Below are 14,803 nucleotides of genomic sequence, written 5' to 3' on the forward strand. Positions count from 1 at the left end.
ACATGCTGGGTCCATGACGACCGAGCTGAGCTTCTGGGGCCACGCCTGCATCCGTCTCGACCGGGAGGGGCGGCGCCTCGTCGTCGACCCGGGGTCGTTCAGCTCTCCGGACGCCGTGACCGGCGCGCAGGCGGTGCTCGTGACGCACGAGCACCCCGACCACGTCGTCCCCGACCAGCTGCGTGCGGCGCTCGAGGCCCAGCCCGAGCTCGAGGTGTGGGCCCCGGCGTCCGTCGCCGACCAGCTCGCGGGCGTGGCGGGGGTTGTGCAGCGCGTCCACGCGGTGGTTCCCGGGGACCGGTTCACCGCCGGCGGCTTCGACGTCGCGGTCGTCGGTGGGAGCCACGCCGAGATCCACGCCGACGTCCCGGGGATCGCGAACGTCGGCTACCTCGTCGACGGCGCCGTGCTGCATCCCGGCGACTCGTTCGACGTCCCCGAGGCCGCGCGCGGCGTCGACGTGCTGTGCCTGCCCGTGGCGGCGCCGTGGCTGAAGCTCGGCGAGGCGGTCGACTTCGCCCGGGAGATCGGTGCGCGCACGCTCGTCCCGATCCACGACGCCCCCCTGAGCGGGGTCGGGAACGCGATGGTCGACCGGCTCCTGTCCGGGCTCGCGCCCGGGGAGTACCGGCGGCTCGCGATGGGGGACAGGCTCACGCTCGGCTGACGCGGCGGTACGCCGCGCTGCCCGCCACGCGCACCGCCGCTACCGTGGACGCACCCGACCGAAGGAGCACCCCGTGACCATCCCCGTGCCCGAGAACAGCGACGTCGCCCAGCCCGCCACCATCCCGGGGGCGTCCGAGGAGGTCGAGCTCCTCGAGGTCGACGAGACGGTTCCGCCGCGCCCGGAGGAGGAGATCGCGGACGTCGCCCGCTCGCTCCCTGACCCGGACGGCCACGGCGGCAGCCCCGACGCCGGTGTCACCGCCCGCGAGGTGCCGTGACCGCGAGCATCACGCGGCTCGACGAGGACGACTGGGAGCGGCTTGCGGAGATCCGGCTGCGCGCGCTGCGCAGCGACCCGGAGGCGTTCGCGTCGTCGCTCGCGCGTGAGGAGCTGTTCCGGGAGCAGCACTGGCGGATGCGGTTGCGCTCGAGCCCGTGGTGGGTGGCGACACGGGAGGACGGCCCCGCGGTCGGGCTCGCCTGCCTGATCGAGGAGCCGGGGTCACCCAGCTCCGACCGTCACCTGGTCGCACTGTGGGTGGAGCCAGGGGCGAGGAACAGCGGCGTCGGTACAGCTCTGCTCGCCGCGGCCGAGCGCGAGGCGGCCCGGGCGGGGGCGGAGACGCTGTCGCTGTGGGTGCGCGAGGACAACACCGCGGCCCTGCGCCTGTTCGAGAGGCTGGGCTTCGCGGCCACGGGGGAGCGGCACCCCGTTCCCGGGCGTGAGGGGCTCGTCGAGCTCCGGTACGCGCGGGTGCTGCCGCCGGGGAGCGCCGCAACCGCGTGAGGGGTGGAGCCGGCGCTCTCGCAGCGTGGCGGAGGAGGTCGGAGGCCGTGGGCGGCCGGTGCGGGGTCTCTCGTGGCACGGGGCGGTCGACGATCGTGTGTGGCGTGTCCGGTGCGGGGACCGGGTGCTCACAGCGACAGGGCGCGGGGAGGTACGCATCGATCGACTGCGCAACTGATGGTTGCGCGCAGACGTGACGCAGCGTACCGTTATCCGCAACCAAACGTTGCAGGAGGACGCCGTGGAGCTGGGAACTATCGAGCGGGAGATCTACGTCGACGCGTCGCCCGACGTCGTGTTCGACGTGGTGAGCAGCCCCGAGCACCTCACCGGCTGGTGGCCCGACGAGGCGCACTACGAGCAGGTGCCCGGCGCGCCGGGGGAGATCGTCTTCGGGGATCCGACGGACGGCGGGGTAGCGGTGGCGTTCACCGTCGTCGACTCGCAGCCGCCGCGCACGTTCTCGTTCCGGTGGACCCACCCCGCAGGGGAGGTTGCCGCCGCCGGGAACTCGCTGCTCGTCACCTTCGAGCTGACCTCGTCGGGCAGGGGAACCCTCCTGCGGATGACCGAGACCGGCTTCCGCGAGCTCGGCTGGGAGGCCGCCGTCCTCGAGCGCCAGTACCGCGAGCACGTCACAGGCTGGGACTTCTTCCTGCCACGGATAGCGCCCTACGTCGCAACCCTCGAGGTGCGACCGTGAACGCTGCGACGACCGCGCCCGTCGACGACGACCTCTGGTCGGCTGTCGGGGACCCCACGCGGCGTCGCATGCTCGACCTGCTTCTTGCCGACGGCGGGGGGACGGCCACCACGCTCAGCCAGCACCTCCCCGTGACCCGTCAGGCCGTCGCCAAGCACCTCGGCGTGCTCGACCGCGTCGGCCTCGTCACGGCGGCACCCGCAGGCCGGGAGCGGCGCTACCAGGTCGCCGAGGCGCAGCTCGCACGAGCGGTAGCCCAGCTCACCTCCGTCGGGTCCACCTGGGATGCCCGCCTGCAGCGGATCAAGCGCATCGCCGAGGCGATCGAGGGCGCTCAGCAGGCCTGAGGGGCGCGCACTGGGCCGACCGTGGGCCGCTGCGGCCTGCCTGGGGCCGCACGGGCGGCGCCGGCGGGGCGTCAGAGGCGCTCGTGCAGCGCGGGTCCCGCCCGTCCGCCGCACGTCCGTGCGTCATGGGAGCGGCTCTGCGCGCGCACACACCCTGGTCCCGCGCGCGGGCCACCTCGAGCGCGGGGCGTCGGGCGTCGGGCGCAGTACACCCGGCCGGGCGGCACACGAACCACCGAACACGCGGACCACCGAACGCACGAGGAGAGACGAGATGGTCGACATCCCGCACAGGGTCGGGGCTGTGACCCCGACGACCGCCGCCGTGTACGACGCCCTCACACGCGTCGACGCGCTCGCGGGCTGGTGGACCGAGGACACGCGGGGGAGCGGCGACACGGTCGGCGGCGGCACCCTCGCGTTCCGCTTCCCGGCAGGCGGCTTCGACATGGAGGTGGTCGAGCTCGTGCCGTCCGAGCGCGTGGTGTGGCGGGTCGTCGACGGACCCGCGGAGTGGGTCGGGGCGACCGTCGAGTGGGACCTGCGTCAGGAGGGCGAGCACGCGACCGTGCTGTTCGCGCACCGCAGCTGGCGCGAGCCGGTGGAGTTCATGCAGCACCACGTGGGCGTCGTCCCTCCTGAGCCTCAAGTCGCTCGTGGAGACCGGCACGGGTGCGCCTTCGCCCCGCGACGTGCGTATCGACAACGAGAGCTGAGCGGCGGCCGCAGGGACTAGTAGGACCGCCTCTCCACGCTGGAATGTCATAATGTGCATTATCGGCGTTACGTTTGGGGTGTGGCGCAGAGGTGATCGGAGTGCCACGCGCGGGTCCCGCGGTGTCGTGCGAGCTCTCACGGCAGCGCCTGGTGTGTCCGGCGACGCCGGGCTGCGCGACGCGGACCGGCGCCGCAGTCACGGCACGACGAGTGCATCCAGGCGCGACGCACCGACACGCCGGCTGCGAACTGGCCGGCGCACGTCGAACGGCTCCGGCGGCACCGACGGCTCACGTCGACACAAGTGACAGCGCCACGTGCCGACGTCCGGCCCGGCGACCGTCGCGACTCGACTGCCGCCGTGCACCGGGCCGCGGCTCGCTCTCACAGCGCCGCAACGACGGCCCACCAGCGCTCGCGGACTGATTCGCACAGAGTGCCGGCCGTGCGCCTGCGGGGTCTGCACGCTCTCGCGCGAGACGGCTCGAGAACCCTCTCGGCGCGCGTGCCACGGTTCGACGGGCCCCGATCGTCGTTGAACAGGTAGATAACGGACATTATCTACGCATTACTCGGAGCGCACAGGGTCTTGACCTTACCGCTCGGCACCGCTTCGGTCTCCCCTCGCCTGCCGTCCTCGTTCGGCGTCGGTGCGCATGCTCGCCAGGACCCCACGTCCCGACCGGCTCGCGGCCGTGGCAATCGTGAGTGCTCCCCCTACGGCTCGCAGAACACCGAAGGTCCAGTGAGCGCCGACCACTCCCCCGTGCTCCGCACGTTCGGGACGCGTCCGGCGATGTGGGTGGCGGGCGGCAGACTGCTCGCATGGGCGGCCTGAGCTTTGCGGACGAGGTCGACGTCAGCCCCGACTCACCGCTGCTTCCCGTCTTCGTCGACTGGGTCACCGTCCTCACGGGCGAGAAGTCGCGTGCGACGGTCCGTGCGTACGTCGCCGACGTCCAGCTCGTCGCTCGCGCGCTGACCGACGTCCTGGGACGAGCAGTGCCACCGCCCGAGGACGGGCCTGTGGCAGAGCGCGGCCCGGATGAGCGGGTGCCGGCGGAGCGGGTGCCGGCCGGTGTCAGCCCGACGGCCTACCGCGAGACGGTCCGGCTCGTGTCCGTGCTGACGCTCGGTGACCTGCATCCCCGCCACCTCGCGGAGGCGTTCGCGGCGTTCGGCTCGTCGGCCCCGGACCGGCGCCGCGTCGTGCGTCCCGGGATCGAGACCGAGCCGCGCCGCGCCGCGACCCGTCGACGTGCGGCGGCCGCGTGGACGGCGCTGTGCGAGCACGCGCGCGCCCACGGCCTCCTGGCGGCGAACCCGATGAAGGACCCGCGCATCAGCAGGGGCCCCAAGCCCACCTACTCCCCCACGCCCTTCGAGCTCCACGAGGCGGAACGCCTGCTGCGGACGGTCGCCACCGCCGACGCCGCACGGACGTCACGGCGCCCGTGGCCCGCACGCGACCTCGCGCTGGCGTCGGTCCTGCTGACGTCGGGCATCCGGCTCTCGGAGGCCTGCGCCGTGACCGTCGGGGACGTGCGCGACCTCACCGGCTCCCCCCACCTGCACGTGCTCGGCAAGGGCAACAAGCACCGCACCGTCCCGCTGGCGCGCGCGACGGTGGGCACGCTCGAGACGTACCTCGCGGAGCGGGAGCACGGGGTCGGCGAGCCGCGCCCGTCCGAAGCCCTCTTCGTCCAGCGGGACGGTCGACCGTTCACGCCGCGGGCGATGCAGCACCTGGTCTACCGCTGGTACGCGCGCGCCGGGATCACGCCTCGCGGAGAGTCGTGCGTGCATGCGCTGCGGCACACGTTCGCGACCCAGCTCGTGAACAGCTCGGCGTCGATCGTCGAGGTGATGGAGCTCCTGGGGCACGAGAGCCTGGACACCACGAAGAGGTACCTGCAGTCGGTCGGGCACGGCCTGCGCGACGCGGTCGAGGCGAATCCCGGTGCGCACCTGGTGCACGAGGTGACGCGTCCTGACGCGGCGGCGGACGCGCGGCGCTGACGTGGGCGCTCGCGTCAGGCGCGGGCGTCCTCGAGCCGGCCCAGTGCCCGGACGTCCCGGACGCTGACCTCGGCGACGCGGGGGTCTTCGGCGGCGAGGGCGGCGCGCACGGTCTGGAACGACAGACGCAGCCCTCGCGCGCTGATCGCGAGTCCCGCCGGTGCGACGACTCCGGTGCGGCGGTCCTTGCCCGGGTGGATCCGGATCCACAGCGCCGCCGGGTCCGAGCCGCTGAGCCGGCGCACGACGTCGCTCCGCGCGGCGAGCCACACCTCGAGCGACCGGCGCGCGGGGTCGGGCAACGGGACGGGGCCGGTGCGCAGGGTCACGGTGTCGCGGTGCGGCCCGAGGTCCTCGACGCGCAGCCGCGCCAGGTCGTTCTCGCCGGCGCCGGTCGCGGCGAGCAGGTGGACGTGCGCGGAGAAGCGCGCCCAGACGGCGGCGGGCACTCCCCAGGGGCTTCCTGACGACGCCATGGAGAGCAGGTACCGGCCCGCGCGCGGGTCGTGGACGGCGGCTGCCGTGTCCGGGCGGCTGAGGGCGTCGCCGACGTCGGCGAGCCCGGGCACGAGGTGGTGGTCCCGGACGAACTCGGTGAGCGCGCGCGCGGCGCTCGCCCGCGCCCGGACGCCTGCGACGGATGCGGGGCGACCGTCCTCGGGTGTCTCGCGGGCCGCCAGCCAGGCGGCGAGGGCGCCGGGCTGCAGCGCGTCCTGGGCGTGGGCTCGCCCCGACTCCTCCGCGTGCTCGCACAGGTCGCGCAGCGCCCACCGTCGCTGACGCAGGGTCGACGTGGACGCCTCCAGTGCAGCGAGGTACCGATCGGTCACGTCGTGGATGGTCAGGGATCGACCTGCGCTGCTCATGGCACAGGTGTACCGGTTCTCACCGACATCGTGCGTCCCGCCGCGCTATCGCGTCGATAACGGAAACTAGCCCCTGGTGCTCCCCTCCTTGCTCGCCGTGCGCAGCGCGCACGGCGGGGCGGCCGAACCGCGCCAGGACGCGACACGAGAACGCTTGTTTCCGTTATCGCATGCTCACGCTCTCCTGTTCTCTCGGCATGCCGGGCCTGGAACTCGAGCCGAACGACCTCGCGAGCTGTTCCGCGTTCCCGCCCCTTGGTGCACGCCCTGCACAGGACACGCACGCCGCTCCCCTCCACACTGTGCGCATGCGCAGCATCGGAATCGAGGAAGAGTTCCTGCTCGTCTCCCCCGACGGGGCCCCGCGAGCGGTCGCCGCCGCGGTGCTGCAGCACGCGTCCGCCCGCATGCCCGAGCCGGCTCCCGGCTCCACGCCCGGCGGCGAGCTCGAGAAGGAGTTCACGCAGGAGCAGGTCGAGACCTCGACGCACCCGTGCACCGACCTCGAAGCGTTGCTGACCGAGGTGCGGTCGGGGCGTGCCCGCGCCGACGCGTCCGCCCAGCACGCGGGCGCCCGCGTCGCCGCTCTCGGGACGGCACCGCAGCGGGTCGCTGCCACGGTCATCGCGAACCACCGGGCCCGGCTGATCCGGTCGGAGTTCGGGCAGGTCGCGCGTGACCAGCTCACCTCCGGGTGCCACGTCCACGTCGCGGTGCAGGACGACCACGAGGGCGTCGTCATCATCGACCACCTGCGCCGCTGGACGCCCGTGCTCCTCGCCCTCAGCGCGAACAGCCCCTACTACCAGGGCGTGGACACGAGCTACGCGAGCTTCCGCTCGCAGGTGTGGGGACGGTGGCCCACGGCCGGGCCGACCGCGCCCTTCGGTGACGTCGCGACCTACCGCTCCGTGGTCCGGGACCTCCTGGCGAGCGGCACGATCCTCGACGACGGGATGGTCTACTTCGACGCCCGGCTGTCCGCGCGCTACCCCACCGTCGAGGTGCGCGTGCCGGACGTGTGCCTCGACCCCGCGGACGCGGTGCTGCAGGGCGCCCTCGTCCGCGCGCTCGCCGACACGGCCGTCGCCGAGGCGCAGGGGCCGGCCCTCCTCGAGCAGCCGCGGACCGAGCTCGTGCGCGTCGCCGCGTGGCGTGCGGCACGGTCCGGCCTGAGCGGCGGACTCGTCGACCCGGTCCACGGCACCACGGTGCCCGCCGCCGACGCGGTCGCCGCGCTCCTGGCCCACGTGCGGCCGGCCCTCGAGGCGTCCGGCGACCTCGAGTGGGTCACGAGCCACCTCAAAGAGGTCCTCGCGCGCGGCAACGGCGCCGTCCGGCAGCGCCGGTGGCGTGAGGACGGGGCGGACGACGCCGCACTCGTCGCCCGCGCGGTCCAGGCGACGCTTGCCTGAGACTGGTCCCATGACTCCGGACGGCCTGCCCGGCACCTCGCGTCCCACCGATCCCACGACCACCCCCACATCCGCCCGCGCCGCCGAACGCACCGGCGACTCGGGCCTGCTGCGACGCATCGGTGCGCTGCTCGCGCCGCACCGCGGGGCGCTGCTGCTCGTCGCGCTCTCGATCGTCGTCGCGTCGGTGCTCGGGATCGTCACGCCGTTCCTCACGCAGCGCGTGTTCGACGACGCGCTGTTCCCGGTCGACGGCTCCGGGGTCGACCTGCCGCTGCTCACGGGCCTCGTCGCCGCCATGATCGTCATCCCGCTCCTCAGCGCCGCGATCGGGGTCGGCCAGACGTACCTCACGACCAAGATCGGCAACCTCGCGATGGCCGACCTGCGGGGCCGGCTGTTCGAGCACCTCGAGCGGATGGAGCTCGCGTTCTTCACCGCGACGAAGACCGGCTCGATCCAGTCGCGCCTGGCGAACGACGTCGGCGGCGTCCGCTCCGTCCTGACCACGACCGCGTCGTCGATCCTCTCGAACACCGTCACGGTGCTCGCCTCCCTCGTAGCGATGCTCCTGCTCAGCTGGCAGCTCACCGTCGTCGCCGTCGCGCTCATGCCGGTCTTCGTCGTGCTGCAGCGCCGTGTCGGCGCCCGGCGGCAGGTCATCGCGCGCCAGACGCAGGAGTCGCTCTCGGACATGACGGCGATCACCGAGGAGGCGCTCAGCGTCTCCGGGGTCCTGCTCACCAAGGTGTTCAACCGCTCGGACACCGAGATCGCGCGGTACCGGGCCGAGAACGACCGGCAGGTCACCCTCCAGGTCCGGCAGGCGATGGCCGGGCAGGGCTTCTTCGGCGTCGTCACCGCCTTCATGGCGATCACCCCGGCGCTGGTGTACCTCGTCGCGGGATACATGATCGCCGGACGCGCCGGGACGGACACGCTGACCGCGGGCACGCTCGTGGCGTTCTCGACGCTTCAGGCCCGCCTGCTCATGCCCGTCATCTCCCTCATGCGCGTCGCGCTCGACGTGCAGACGTCGCTCGCGCTCTTCCGGCGCATCTTCGAGTACCTCGACCTCACGCCGGCGATCACGGACCGCCCGGGCGCCGTGCACCTCGACCCACGCGGGACCCAGGGCCGGGTCGAGCTCGACCAGGTGTGGTTCCGGTACCCGCCCCCGCCGCGGCTGACGCAGCCGGCTCCCGTGCCGGGAGGACGCGGAGGCGGCGGCCTCGGCATGCGCGGGGCGATGGTCGGCCTCGCTGCCCCGTCCGGCGGCGGGCACCCCGGCGGAGGCGGCGCGGTCCGGCTGCCCCGTGACGAGCCGGCACCCGGGACCGGCGACGCGCTCGCCGGGTCGCGACGGCGCCCCTGGGCCGTCCGCGACGTGTCGCTCGTGGTCGAGCCCGGGCAGCTCGCTGCGTTGGTCGGCCCGTCGGGCGCGGGCAAGACGACGCTCAGCTACCTCGTCCCGCGGCTGTACGAGGTCGACCGCGGTGCGGTGCGCGTCGACGGCCACGACGTCCGCGACCTCACGCTCTCGAGCCTCGCCGACACCGTCGGCATGGTCACGCAGGACCCGTACCTGTTCCACGCGACGATCGCCGACAACCTGCGCTACGCCCGTCCCGACGCGACCGACGACGAGCTCGTCGAGGCGTGCCGGGCCGCGAACATCCACGACCGGATCGAGGCGTTCGAGCACGGCTACCGGACCCTCGTGGGCGAGCGCGGCTACCGCCTGTCCGGCGGGGAGAAGCAGCGCATCGCGATCGCGCGCGTGCTGCTCAAGGACCCCCGGGTCCTCATCCTCGACGAGGCGACGTCCGCGCTCGACACCGCGTCGGAGCGGCTCGTGCAGGGTGCGCTCGCGCGGGCGGTGCGCCAGCGCACGACGCTCGCGATCGCGCACCGGCTCTCGACGATCCGGGACGCGGACGTGATCTTCGTGGTCGACGACGGCCGCGTGGTCGAGCGAGGCTCGCACGAGGAGCTCGTGGCCGCGCCCGACGGGCTGTACGCACGCCTGTACGCGGAGCAGTTCGGCGGCGGGCGGGTCGAGGCCCGGTTCTCCGACGGGGTCATGTTCACCGACGGCGTCGTCATGGCGCAGCCGGCGTCGCCGCCCGCCTGACCGTCGCCCCACGCCGGGCCGACGGCGCACGTCGGCCCGGCGTTCCGGCCCGTCGACGCCGTCCGCGCCGGTCATCGGCCTCGCCGCCGCCGACCCATCCGCCCGCGGCCGTCGCACTCGTCGCTCGTCGGTGCGCAGCCCGAACGGCCACCCACAGACCCGGCGTCCGCCGCCCCGACCGCCGTGCGTGCCGGCGCGCCGCCACCCCGGCGCCCCGGTCGGCGACGGTCACGCCATGAGCCCCGACGACGACCAGCTGCTCCCCCGCCCGCGCCCCCACCGGGAGGCCCTCCCGCCGGACGTGCCCCCCGCGCACTCCCCCGCAGAGGGCCCACGCGGCCCCCACGCTCCCCCGCCGGACCCACGCGTGGCGCCCACACCGCCGCCCGAGCCCTGGGACGCCCTCCGGCTCCCCGAGCACGAGACGCCCGACGCCGTCGGCCGCACGCTCGAGAGCGCCGACGAGGCCCTCGCGCTCCTGCTCGGCCTCGTGGGTCGCGACCGCTCGGGGCCGCCGGCGCTGTGGTTCGTGCTGCTCGACGCGGACGACCGGGTGCTCCCCGTCGTCCTGCCGATCCCCGAGGTCCCGCTCGTCGCCGACCCGGTCGTGGCGGCGAACCTGCTGCACGTCCTCGAGCACGACGCCCCGGGCGGCTCGCTGCTCGTGGCGTACGTGCGGCGCGGTGGTGGGGATCGCGGTGCGTTCGAGGGCGGGTGGTCACGAGTCCTGCAGGCGGAGGCCGCGCGGGCCGGCGTGCGTATCCGCGTGGAGGCGGCCCTCGGGCAGGACCGCGCCCGCGTGCTGGACCCGCGCTGGTGACGGGCGTCACGCGGGAAGGGATCCTCGACGCCGGGTCACGACCGACGCCGACCGGCCGGTAGGCGAGACGTCCGTCACACCACCGGACCGCCCCCTGTCGGGTTTCGTCCGGGTATGCCCGACTCCGCGTCTGCGCTGCTCCGGGCCCCGCGCGCGTTCACGAGACCTTCACGGCAGACTGGAACACCCAGGGTCCCTCCATCGTTGAGCCCGGTGGAAGATCTCGTAAGGCAACAGCACGGAGGTCCACAGATGTCGAACCGGTCACTGCGCGGGATGCGCATCGGTTCTCACAGTATGGAGACCGAGGACGGCGTCGAGTTCGCCCCTCGCCTCCAGGCGCACTACGACTGTCCCAACGGTCACACCATCATCCTCCCGTTCTCCGTCGAGGCCGACGTCCCGCTCGTCTGGGAGTGCCGCTGCGGTGAGGAGGCGCTCCTGCGCGACGCGTCGCGACCGGAGCCGAAGGCCGGCAAGCCGCCGCGCACCCACTGGGACATGCTGCTCGAGCGCCGGACGGTCAAGGAGCTCGAGGAGCTCCTCGACGAGCGTCTCGGCCTGCTCCGGGCGGGCAAGCTGCGCCGCAGCGCGTGACGCCGTGACGGTGTCCGCACCGCGATGAGGTGAGGATCCACGAAGGGCGGGTTCCGGCGGATGCCGGAACCCGCCCTTCGTCGTGCCGCGTCCGCGGTCTCCTCCGCGCCCGGCCTAGCCGACCCCGTCCGGCCGTTCGTCACGTCGGATGCGGCGGGCCCCCGCCATCCCCGTCACGACGACGCACAGCGCGAGCCCTTCGATCACCCACGCCGGCCACCCACCGAGGCGGGACGCGAGCGTCAGCGAGTCCCGCAGCGGCAGCGACGCGACCATCTGCTCGGCGGTGAACAGCCCGGTCTGCTGACTCACCACGCCGTTCGGCTGGATCACGGCGCTCACCCCGACGGTCGAGATCTGCACCGTCGCCCGCCCGTGCTCGACGGCCCGCACGCGGGACATCGCGAGCTGCTGCGTCGACTCGGCGGTGTAGCCGAACGAGGCGTTGTTCGTCTGCACGACGAGCACCTCGGCACCCGCCCGGACGGCGTCGCGGACCAGCTCGTCGTACGCGACCTCGAAGCAGATCACGTCCCCGATGCCGACGACGCGGCCGAGCCGCTCGGACTCGAGCGGCACGAGGCCGACCTCCGTGCCGGGGAGCATGTCGTTGCGGACGAGGTCGACCGCGGACGAGAACGGCCGGACGAGCGACCGGAGCGGGATGTACTCGGCGAACGGCGCGGGGTGCTGCTTCGAGTAGGTCGCCACGACGCCTTGTCCGGGGACCCACAAGACCGCGGTGTTGTACCGGCCCCCCGACTCGGGGTACTCGACGGTCCCCACGAGCATCGGCGCCCCGACCGCCCGCGCGGCAGCGTCGATCTCCTCCGCGGCCTGCGCGTCCACCTGCGGGTCGACGTCGGTCCCGTTCTCGGGCCACAGCACGAGGTCGAGCTCGCCGGGCTCGACCTGGTCGAGCAGAGCGTGGGTGCCGACGGCGTGGTTGTGCAGCACCTCGCGCTGCTGAGCGAACGCGTCCAGGCCGGGCGTGGGGACGTTGCCCTGCACCGCCCCGACCTCGAGGCGCCCGGCCTCGGAGTTCGACGGGAGCGGCACGAGGAGCGCCCCGACGACGATCGCGAACGCAGCGCCGATGCGCAGCGCCGTGCTCCCGACCGCGAGCCGACGTGCCGCGAGGATCCCGAGAGCGAGCAGGACGCCGGTTGCGGCAGTGAGGAGCGAGAGGAGGGGTACACCGCCCCAGGAGGCGTACGCGAGCACCGGTGAGCCGGCCTGGGAGAACGCGAGCCGGCCCCAGGGGAACCCGCCGAAGGGCCACGCGGACCGGAGCTCCTCGACGGCGACCCAGAGCACAGCGAACACGACCAGCTGGAGGCGGGCGTCACGCCACACGGCGTTACCGCGCCGGGCCCAGGTCCACGCGGCACCGAAGAGCGCGACGAAGCCGGCCTCGACCACGGAGAGCGCGACCCACGGCACGGGGCCGACGGCGTAGTCGGCCCACGCGATGTGCGGGAGGAAGAAGACGAGACCCCAGACGAGGCCGAGCAGGGTGTTCCACCGGGCGCTGTCGCGCCGCATCGCGAGGAACAGGGCGGCGACGGCGAGGTAGGCCGTCCCCCACCACCCGAGGTCCGGGAACGCGGTCCAGGCGAGCACACCGCCGACGGCCGCGAGCGCGAGGCTGAGCGCGCGTGAGGGCTCTCGGGCTGGCACCGCAGAAGCCTACGTCAGCCGGGTGACCCGGCCGACCGGCCCGCGTGTCCTTCGTGCCGGACGCCACGACCGTGTGGTGCGGCGTACGTTTTCTACTGAACACGCGGGCCCAGCCGGGTCCTCCTGTACGGGCGGCGGGTCCTGGGTGCTGAGCGCATTCCGGACCGACCGTCGTCCGCCAGAGCGGAACACCACGTGAACCTACCGGCTGCTGGGCACGTGTCAAGGCCGCGTCGCCGCAGGTCACGCGTCGAGCGGCTGGTCAGCGCCGCCCCCGCGGGCGTGTTGTGGCAGGAGGCTCCGGCGTGTCGCCCGGTGTGTCGCCGCGACGCTCGACACGTCCGCCCGTTGGGGTGGTGCTGCGGTGCGGTCAGCCGAGCTCGTCGTGCAGGACGACGCCGGCGCGCACCGTGCGCAGGCACCGCGGCGCGGGTGCGCCGGGGCTGACGTCGGGCAGGAGGGGCGTGCCGGCACGGGCGTCGGTGCTCCACGCCGAGACACGACCGTCCGCGGCCTGGACGGTGAGGTGCTCCGCCCGCCACACGGCGAGGTGCGCGGGTGCGCCGAGCCGGATCTCCCCCGCGCCGGTGTCATCGAGCCCGGCAGCGCGCCAGCCGCCGCGCGTGTGGGCACGGAACGCGGCGCGGGCGGAGATGCGCTGGTCCGGGGCGTGGTGCGTGACCGAGGCGCGGACCGCCCCCCAGGGGTCGAACGGTGTCACCGGCGAGTCGGAGCCGAACGCCAGCGGGATGCCCGCGGCGGCGAGGTCCGCCAGGGGGTGCAGCGCGTCGGAGCGCCCCTCGCCGAGCCGCCGGGAGTACATGCCGCCGGGGCCGCCCCATGCGGCGTCGAACGCGGGCTGGGTGCTGACCCGCACACCGAGGAGCACGAGGGCGGCGAGCGTCGGGGCGTCGATCATCGACGCGTGCTCGAGGCGGTGGCCCGCGCCGCGGATCGCGCCGACCCCCTCGACGTCCACGGCGACGCGGAGGCCGACGAGCACCTCGTCCATCGCGCGGTCGCCGATGACGTGGAAGGCGGCGTGGGAACCGGCGCGCGTGACCGCGGCGACGTGGTTGCTGATCGCGCCGGCGTCGAGGTGCAGGACGCCGTGGGCGTGCTCGGCTCCGGCCGGGGCGTCCGCGTACGGGGAGCGCAGCGCGGCGGTGCGCGAGCCGAGCGAGCCGTCGACCGACAGGTCGCCGCCGATGCCCGTCAGCCCGGGGATGGCGGCGAGGAGGTGGCGGGCGTCGTCGCTCGTGACGCACAGCTCGGCGCGGTATCCGGCGACGTGCGGCAGGCCGGAGCCGGCGTCGGCCGTCATCCCGAGCAGCGCCACGAGTCCCTCGCGGGTGTCGACGTGCGGTGCGCTGTGCTCGTGCAGCGCGACGATGCCTGCGGCGGCTGCGGTGCGCAGCACGCGGGCGTAGAGCGCGTCGCGGCGCGCCGCGTCGACGTCGCGTGCTGCGTCGCGCGCCGCGTGGTGCGCGTCGAGGGTCACGAGGCCGTCGTCGCGCCAGCCGCGCAGTGCGGGGAGCCCGAGGGCCTCGGCGAACGACGTCGAGACGACGGCCGAGTGCACGTCCACGCGGGCGAGGTAGACGGGTGCGCCGCCGGCCGCCCGGTCGAGCTCCTCGCGCGTGGGCGCACGGCCCTCGGGCCAGGTGAGCTCGTCCCAGCCGTGGCCGAGCAGCGGGAGGCCGGCGCGTTCCCCGCCCGTGGCCCGGACCTCCTCGGCGGCGGCGTGCACGGCGTCGAGGAGGTCCGCGAGCGACGTCACGCCGGCCGTGGCCGACAGGTCGACGCCCTCGAGCGCGAAGCCGGTCTCGAGGACGTGGGCGTGCGCGTCGACGAACGCGGGGGCGACGAGCGCACCGTCGAGGTCGACGACCTCGTCGGCACGGTCCGCGAGCCCGTCGGCGGTGTCGTCGGCACCGATCCACACGATCGTCCCGTCCTCGACGACGAGGGCCTCGGCGAAGGGGTCCGCGGACGAGTGGACGACGCCGCGCCGGTACAGGGTGGAGGTCACACCCGCACGATAGCCAG

Annotated in this window: 14 protein-coding genes; 11 read left to right on the forward strand and 3 right to left on the reverse strand. The window is 74.3% G+C overall.

All coding sequences use genetic code 11. The annotated features are described in order from the left end of the window. Positions 1-13: 13 nt before the first annotated feature. The 7 genes from ACWFNE_RS10935 (at position 14) to ACWFNE_RS10965 (ending at position 5,242) form a co-directional block, all read left to right on the forward strand. On the forward strand, positions 14-667 hold the full coding sequence (locus tag ACWFNE_RS10935) for an MBL fold metallo-hydrolase (protein ID WP_452122448.1): 654 nt from the start codon (positions 14-16) through the stop codon (positions 665-667). 73 nt (positions 668-740) lie between these two features. After that, positions 741-947, forward strand: coding sequence for a hypothetical protein (locus tag ACWFNE_RS10940; protein ID WP_452122449.1), 207 nt, complete (start codon positions 741-743; stop codon positions 945-947). Next, positions 944-1,456, forward strand: a complete 513-nt coding sequence (locus tag ACWFNE_RS10945; RefSeq protein WP_452122450.1) for an N-acetyltransferase family protein — start codon at positions 944-946, stop codon at positions 1,454-1,456. The genes ACWFNE_RS10940 and ACWFNE_RS10945 overlap by 4 nt, the downstream gene beginning before the upstream one ends. 241 nt (positions 1,457-1,697) lie before the next feature. Beyond that, complete coding sequence (locus ACWFNE_RS10950) at positions 1,698-2,159, forward strand: SRPBCC family protein (RefSeq protein ID WP_452122451.1); 462 nt, start codon at positions 1,698-1,700, stop codon at positions 2,157-2,159. Beyond that, positions 2,156-2,506, forward strand: coding sequence for an ArsR/SmtB family transcription factor (locus ACWFNE_RS10955; RefSeq protein WP_452122452.1), 351 nt, complete (start codon positions 2,156-2,158; stop codon positions 2,504-2,506). Before ACWFNE_RS10950 ends, ACWFNE_RS10955 begins: the two co-directional genes overlap by 4 nt. Before the next feature lie 304 nt (positions 2,507-2,810). Continuing rightward, positions 2,811-3,242, forward strand: a complete 432-nt coding sequence (locus ACWFNE_RS10960; RefSeq protein WP_452122453.1) for an SRPBCC family protein — start codon at positions 2,811-2,813, stop codon at positions 3,240-3,242. Positions 3,243-4,048: 806 nt separating this feature from the next. Then, positions 4,049-5,242: a tyrosine-type recombinase/integrase gene (locus ACWFNE_RS10965; protein ID WP_452122454.1), complete on the forward strand. Its 1,194-nt coding sequence runs from the start codon at positions 4,049-4,051 to the stop codon at positions 5,240-5,242. Between the two features lie 14 nt (positions 5,243-5,256). Here the strand turns inward: ACWFNE_RS10965 and ACWFNE_RS10970 are convergent, their stop codons facing one another. Beyond that, a complete protein-coding gene (locus ACWFNE_RS10970) occupies positions 5,257-6,108 on the reverse strand; it encodes a hypothetical protein (RefSeq protein ID WP_452122455.1) in 852 nt (283 codons plus the stop codon). A 308-nt stretch (positions 6,109-6,416) separates the two neighbouring features. On the opposite strand from ACWFNE_RS10970, the gene ACWFNE_RS10975 reads away from it, so the two are divergent. The 4 genes from ACWFNE_RS10975 to ACWFNE_RS10990 all read left to right on the forward strand — a co-directional run bounded on the left by ACWFNE_RS10975 (position 6,417) and on the right by ACWFNE_RS10990 (position 11,074). After that, entirely contained in the window at positions 6,417-7,523 is a 1,107-nt protein-coding gene (locus ACWFNE_RS10975) for a carboxylate-amine ligase (RefSeq protein ID WP_452122456.1), read from the forward strand. A gap of 10 nt (positions 7,524-7,533) precedes the next feature. Further along, positions 7,534-9,657, forward strand: a complete 2,124-nt coding sequence (locus ACWFNE_RS10980) for an ABC transporter ATP-binding protein (RefSeq protein WP_452122457.1) — start codon at positions 7,534-7,536, stop codon at positions 9,655-9,657. 367 nt (positions 9,658-10,024) lie between these two features. Continuing rightward, positions 10,025-10,477: a hypothetical protein gene (locus ACWFNE_RS10985; RefSeq protein WP_452122458.1), complete on the forward strand. Its 453-nt coding sequence runs from the start codon at positions 10,025-10,027 to the stop codon at positions 10,475-10,477. 252 nt (positions 10,478-10,729) lie between these two features. Then, a complete protein-coding gene (locus ACWFNE_RS10990; protein ID WP_034626998.1) occupies positions 10,730-11,074 on the forward strand; it encodes an RNA polymerase-binding protein RbpA in 345 nt (114 codons plus the stop codon). A 114-nt stretch (positions 11,075-11,188) separates the two neighbouring features. Here the strand turns inward: ACWFNE_RS10990 and lnt are convergent, their stop codons facing one another. After that, the gene (gene lnt, locus ACWFNE_RS10995) at positions 11,189-12,754 is read right to left on the reverse strand and encodes an apolipoprotein N-acyltransferase (RefSeq protein WP_452122459.1); all 1,566 of its coding nucleotides are present in this window, start codon (positions 12,752-12,754) and stop codon (positions 11,189-11,191) included. 370 nt (positions 12,755-13,124) lie between these two features. Next, on the reverse strand, positions 13,125-14,786 hold the full coding sequence (locus ACWFNE_RS11000; RefSeq protein WP_452122460.1) for an amidohydrolase: 1,662 nt from the start codon (positions 14,784-14,786) through the stop codon (positions 13,125-13,127). Positions 14,787-14,803: the final 17 nt, after the last annotated feature.

This window comes from Cellulomonas sp. NPDC055163, assembly GCF_053607065.1.

Coding starts and splice junctions, on each gene's coding strand:
- ACWFNE_RS10935 (WP_452122448.1), top strand. CDS start 14: ATGACGACCGAGCTGAGCTTCTGGGGCCACGCCTGCATCCGTCTCGAC.
- ACWFNE_RS10980 (WP_452122457.1), top strand. CDS start 7,534: ATGACTCCGGACGGCCTGCCCGGCACCTCGCGTCCCACCGATCCCACG.
- ACWFNE_RS10975 (WP_452122456.1), top strand. CDS start 6,417: ATGCGCAGCATCGGAATCGAGGAAGAGTTCCTGCTCGTCTCCCCCGAC.
- ACWFNE_RS10990 (WP_034626998.1), top strand. CDS start 10,730: ATGTCGAACCGGTCACTGCGCGGGATGCGCATCGGTTCTCACAGTATG.
- ACWFNE_RS10965 (WP_452122454.1), top strand. CDS start 4,049: ATGGGCGGCCTGAGCTTTGCGGACGAGGTCGACGTCAGCCCCGACTCA.
- ACWFNE_RS10970 (WP_452122455.1), bottom strand. CDS start 6,108: ATGAGCAGCGCAGGTCGATCCCTGACCATCCACGACGTGACCGATCGG.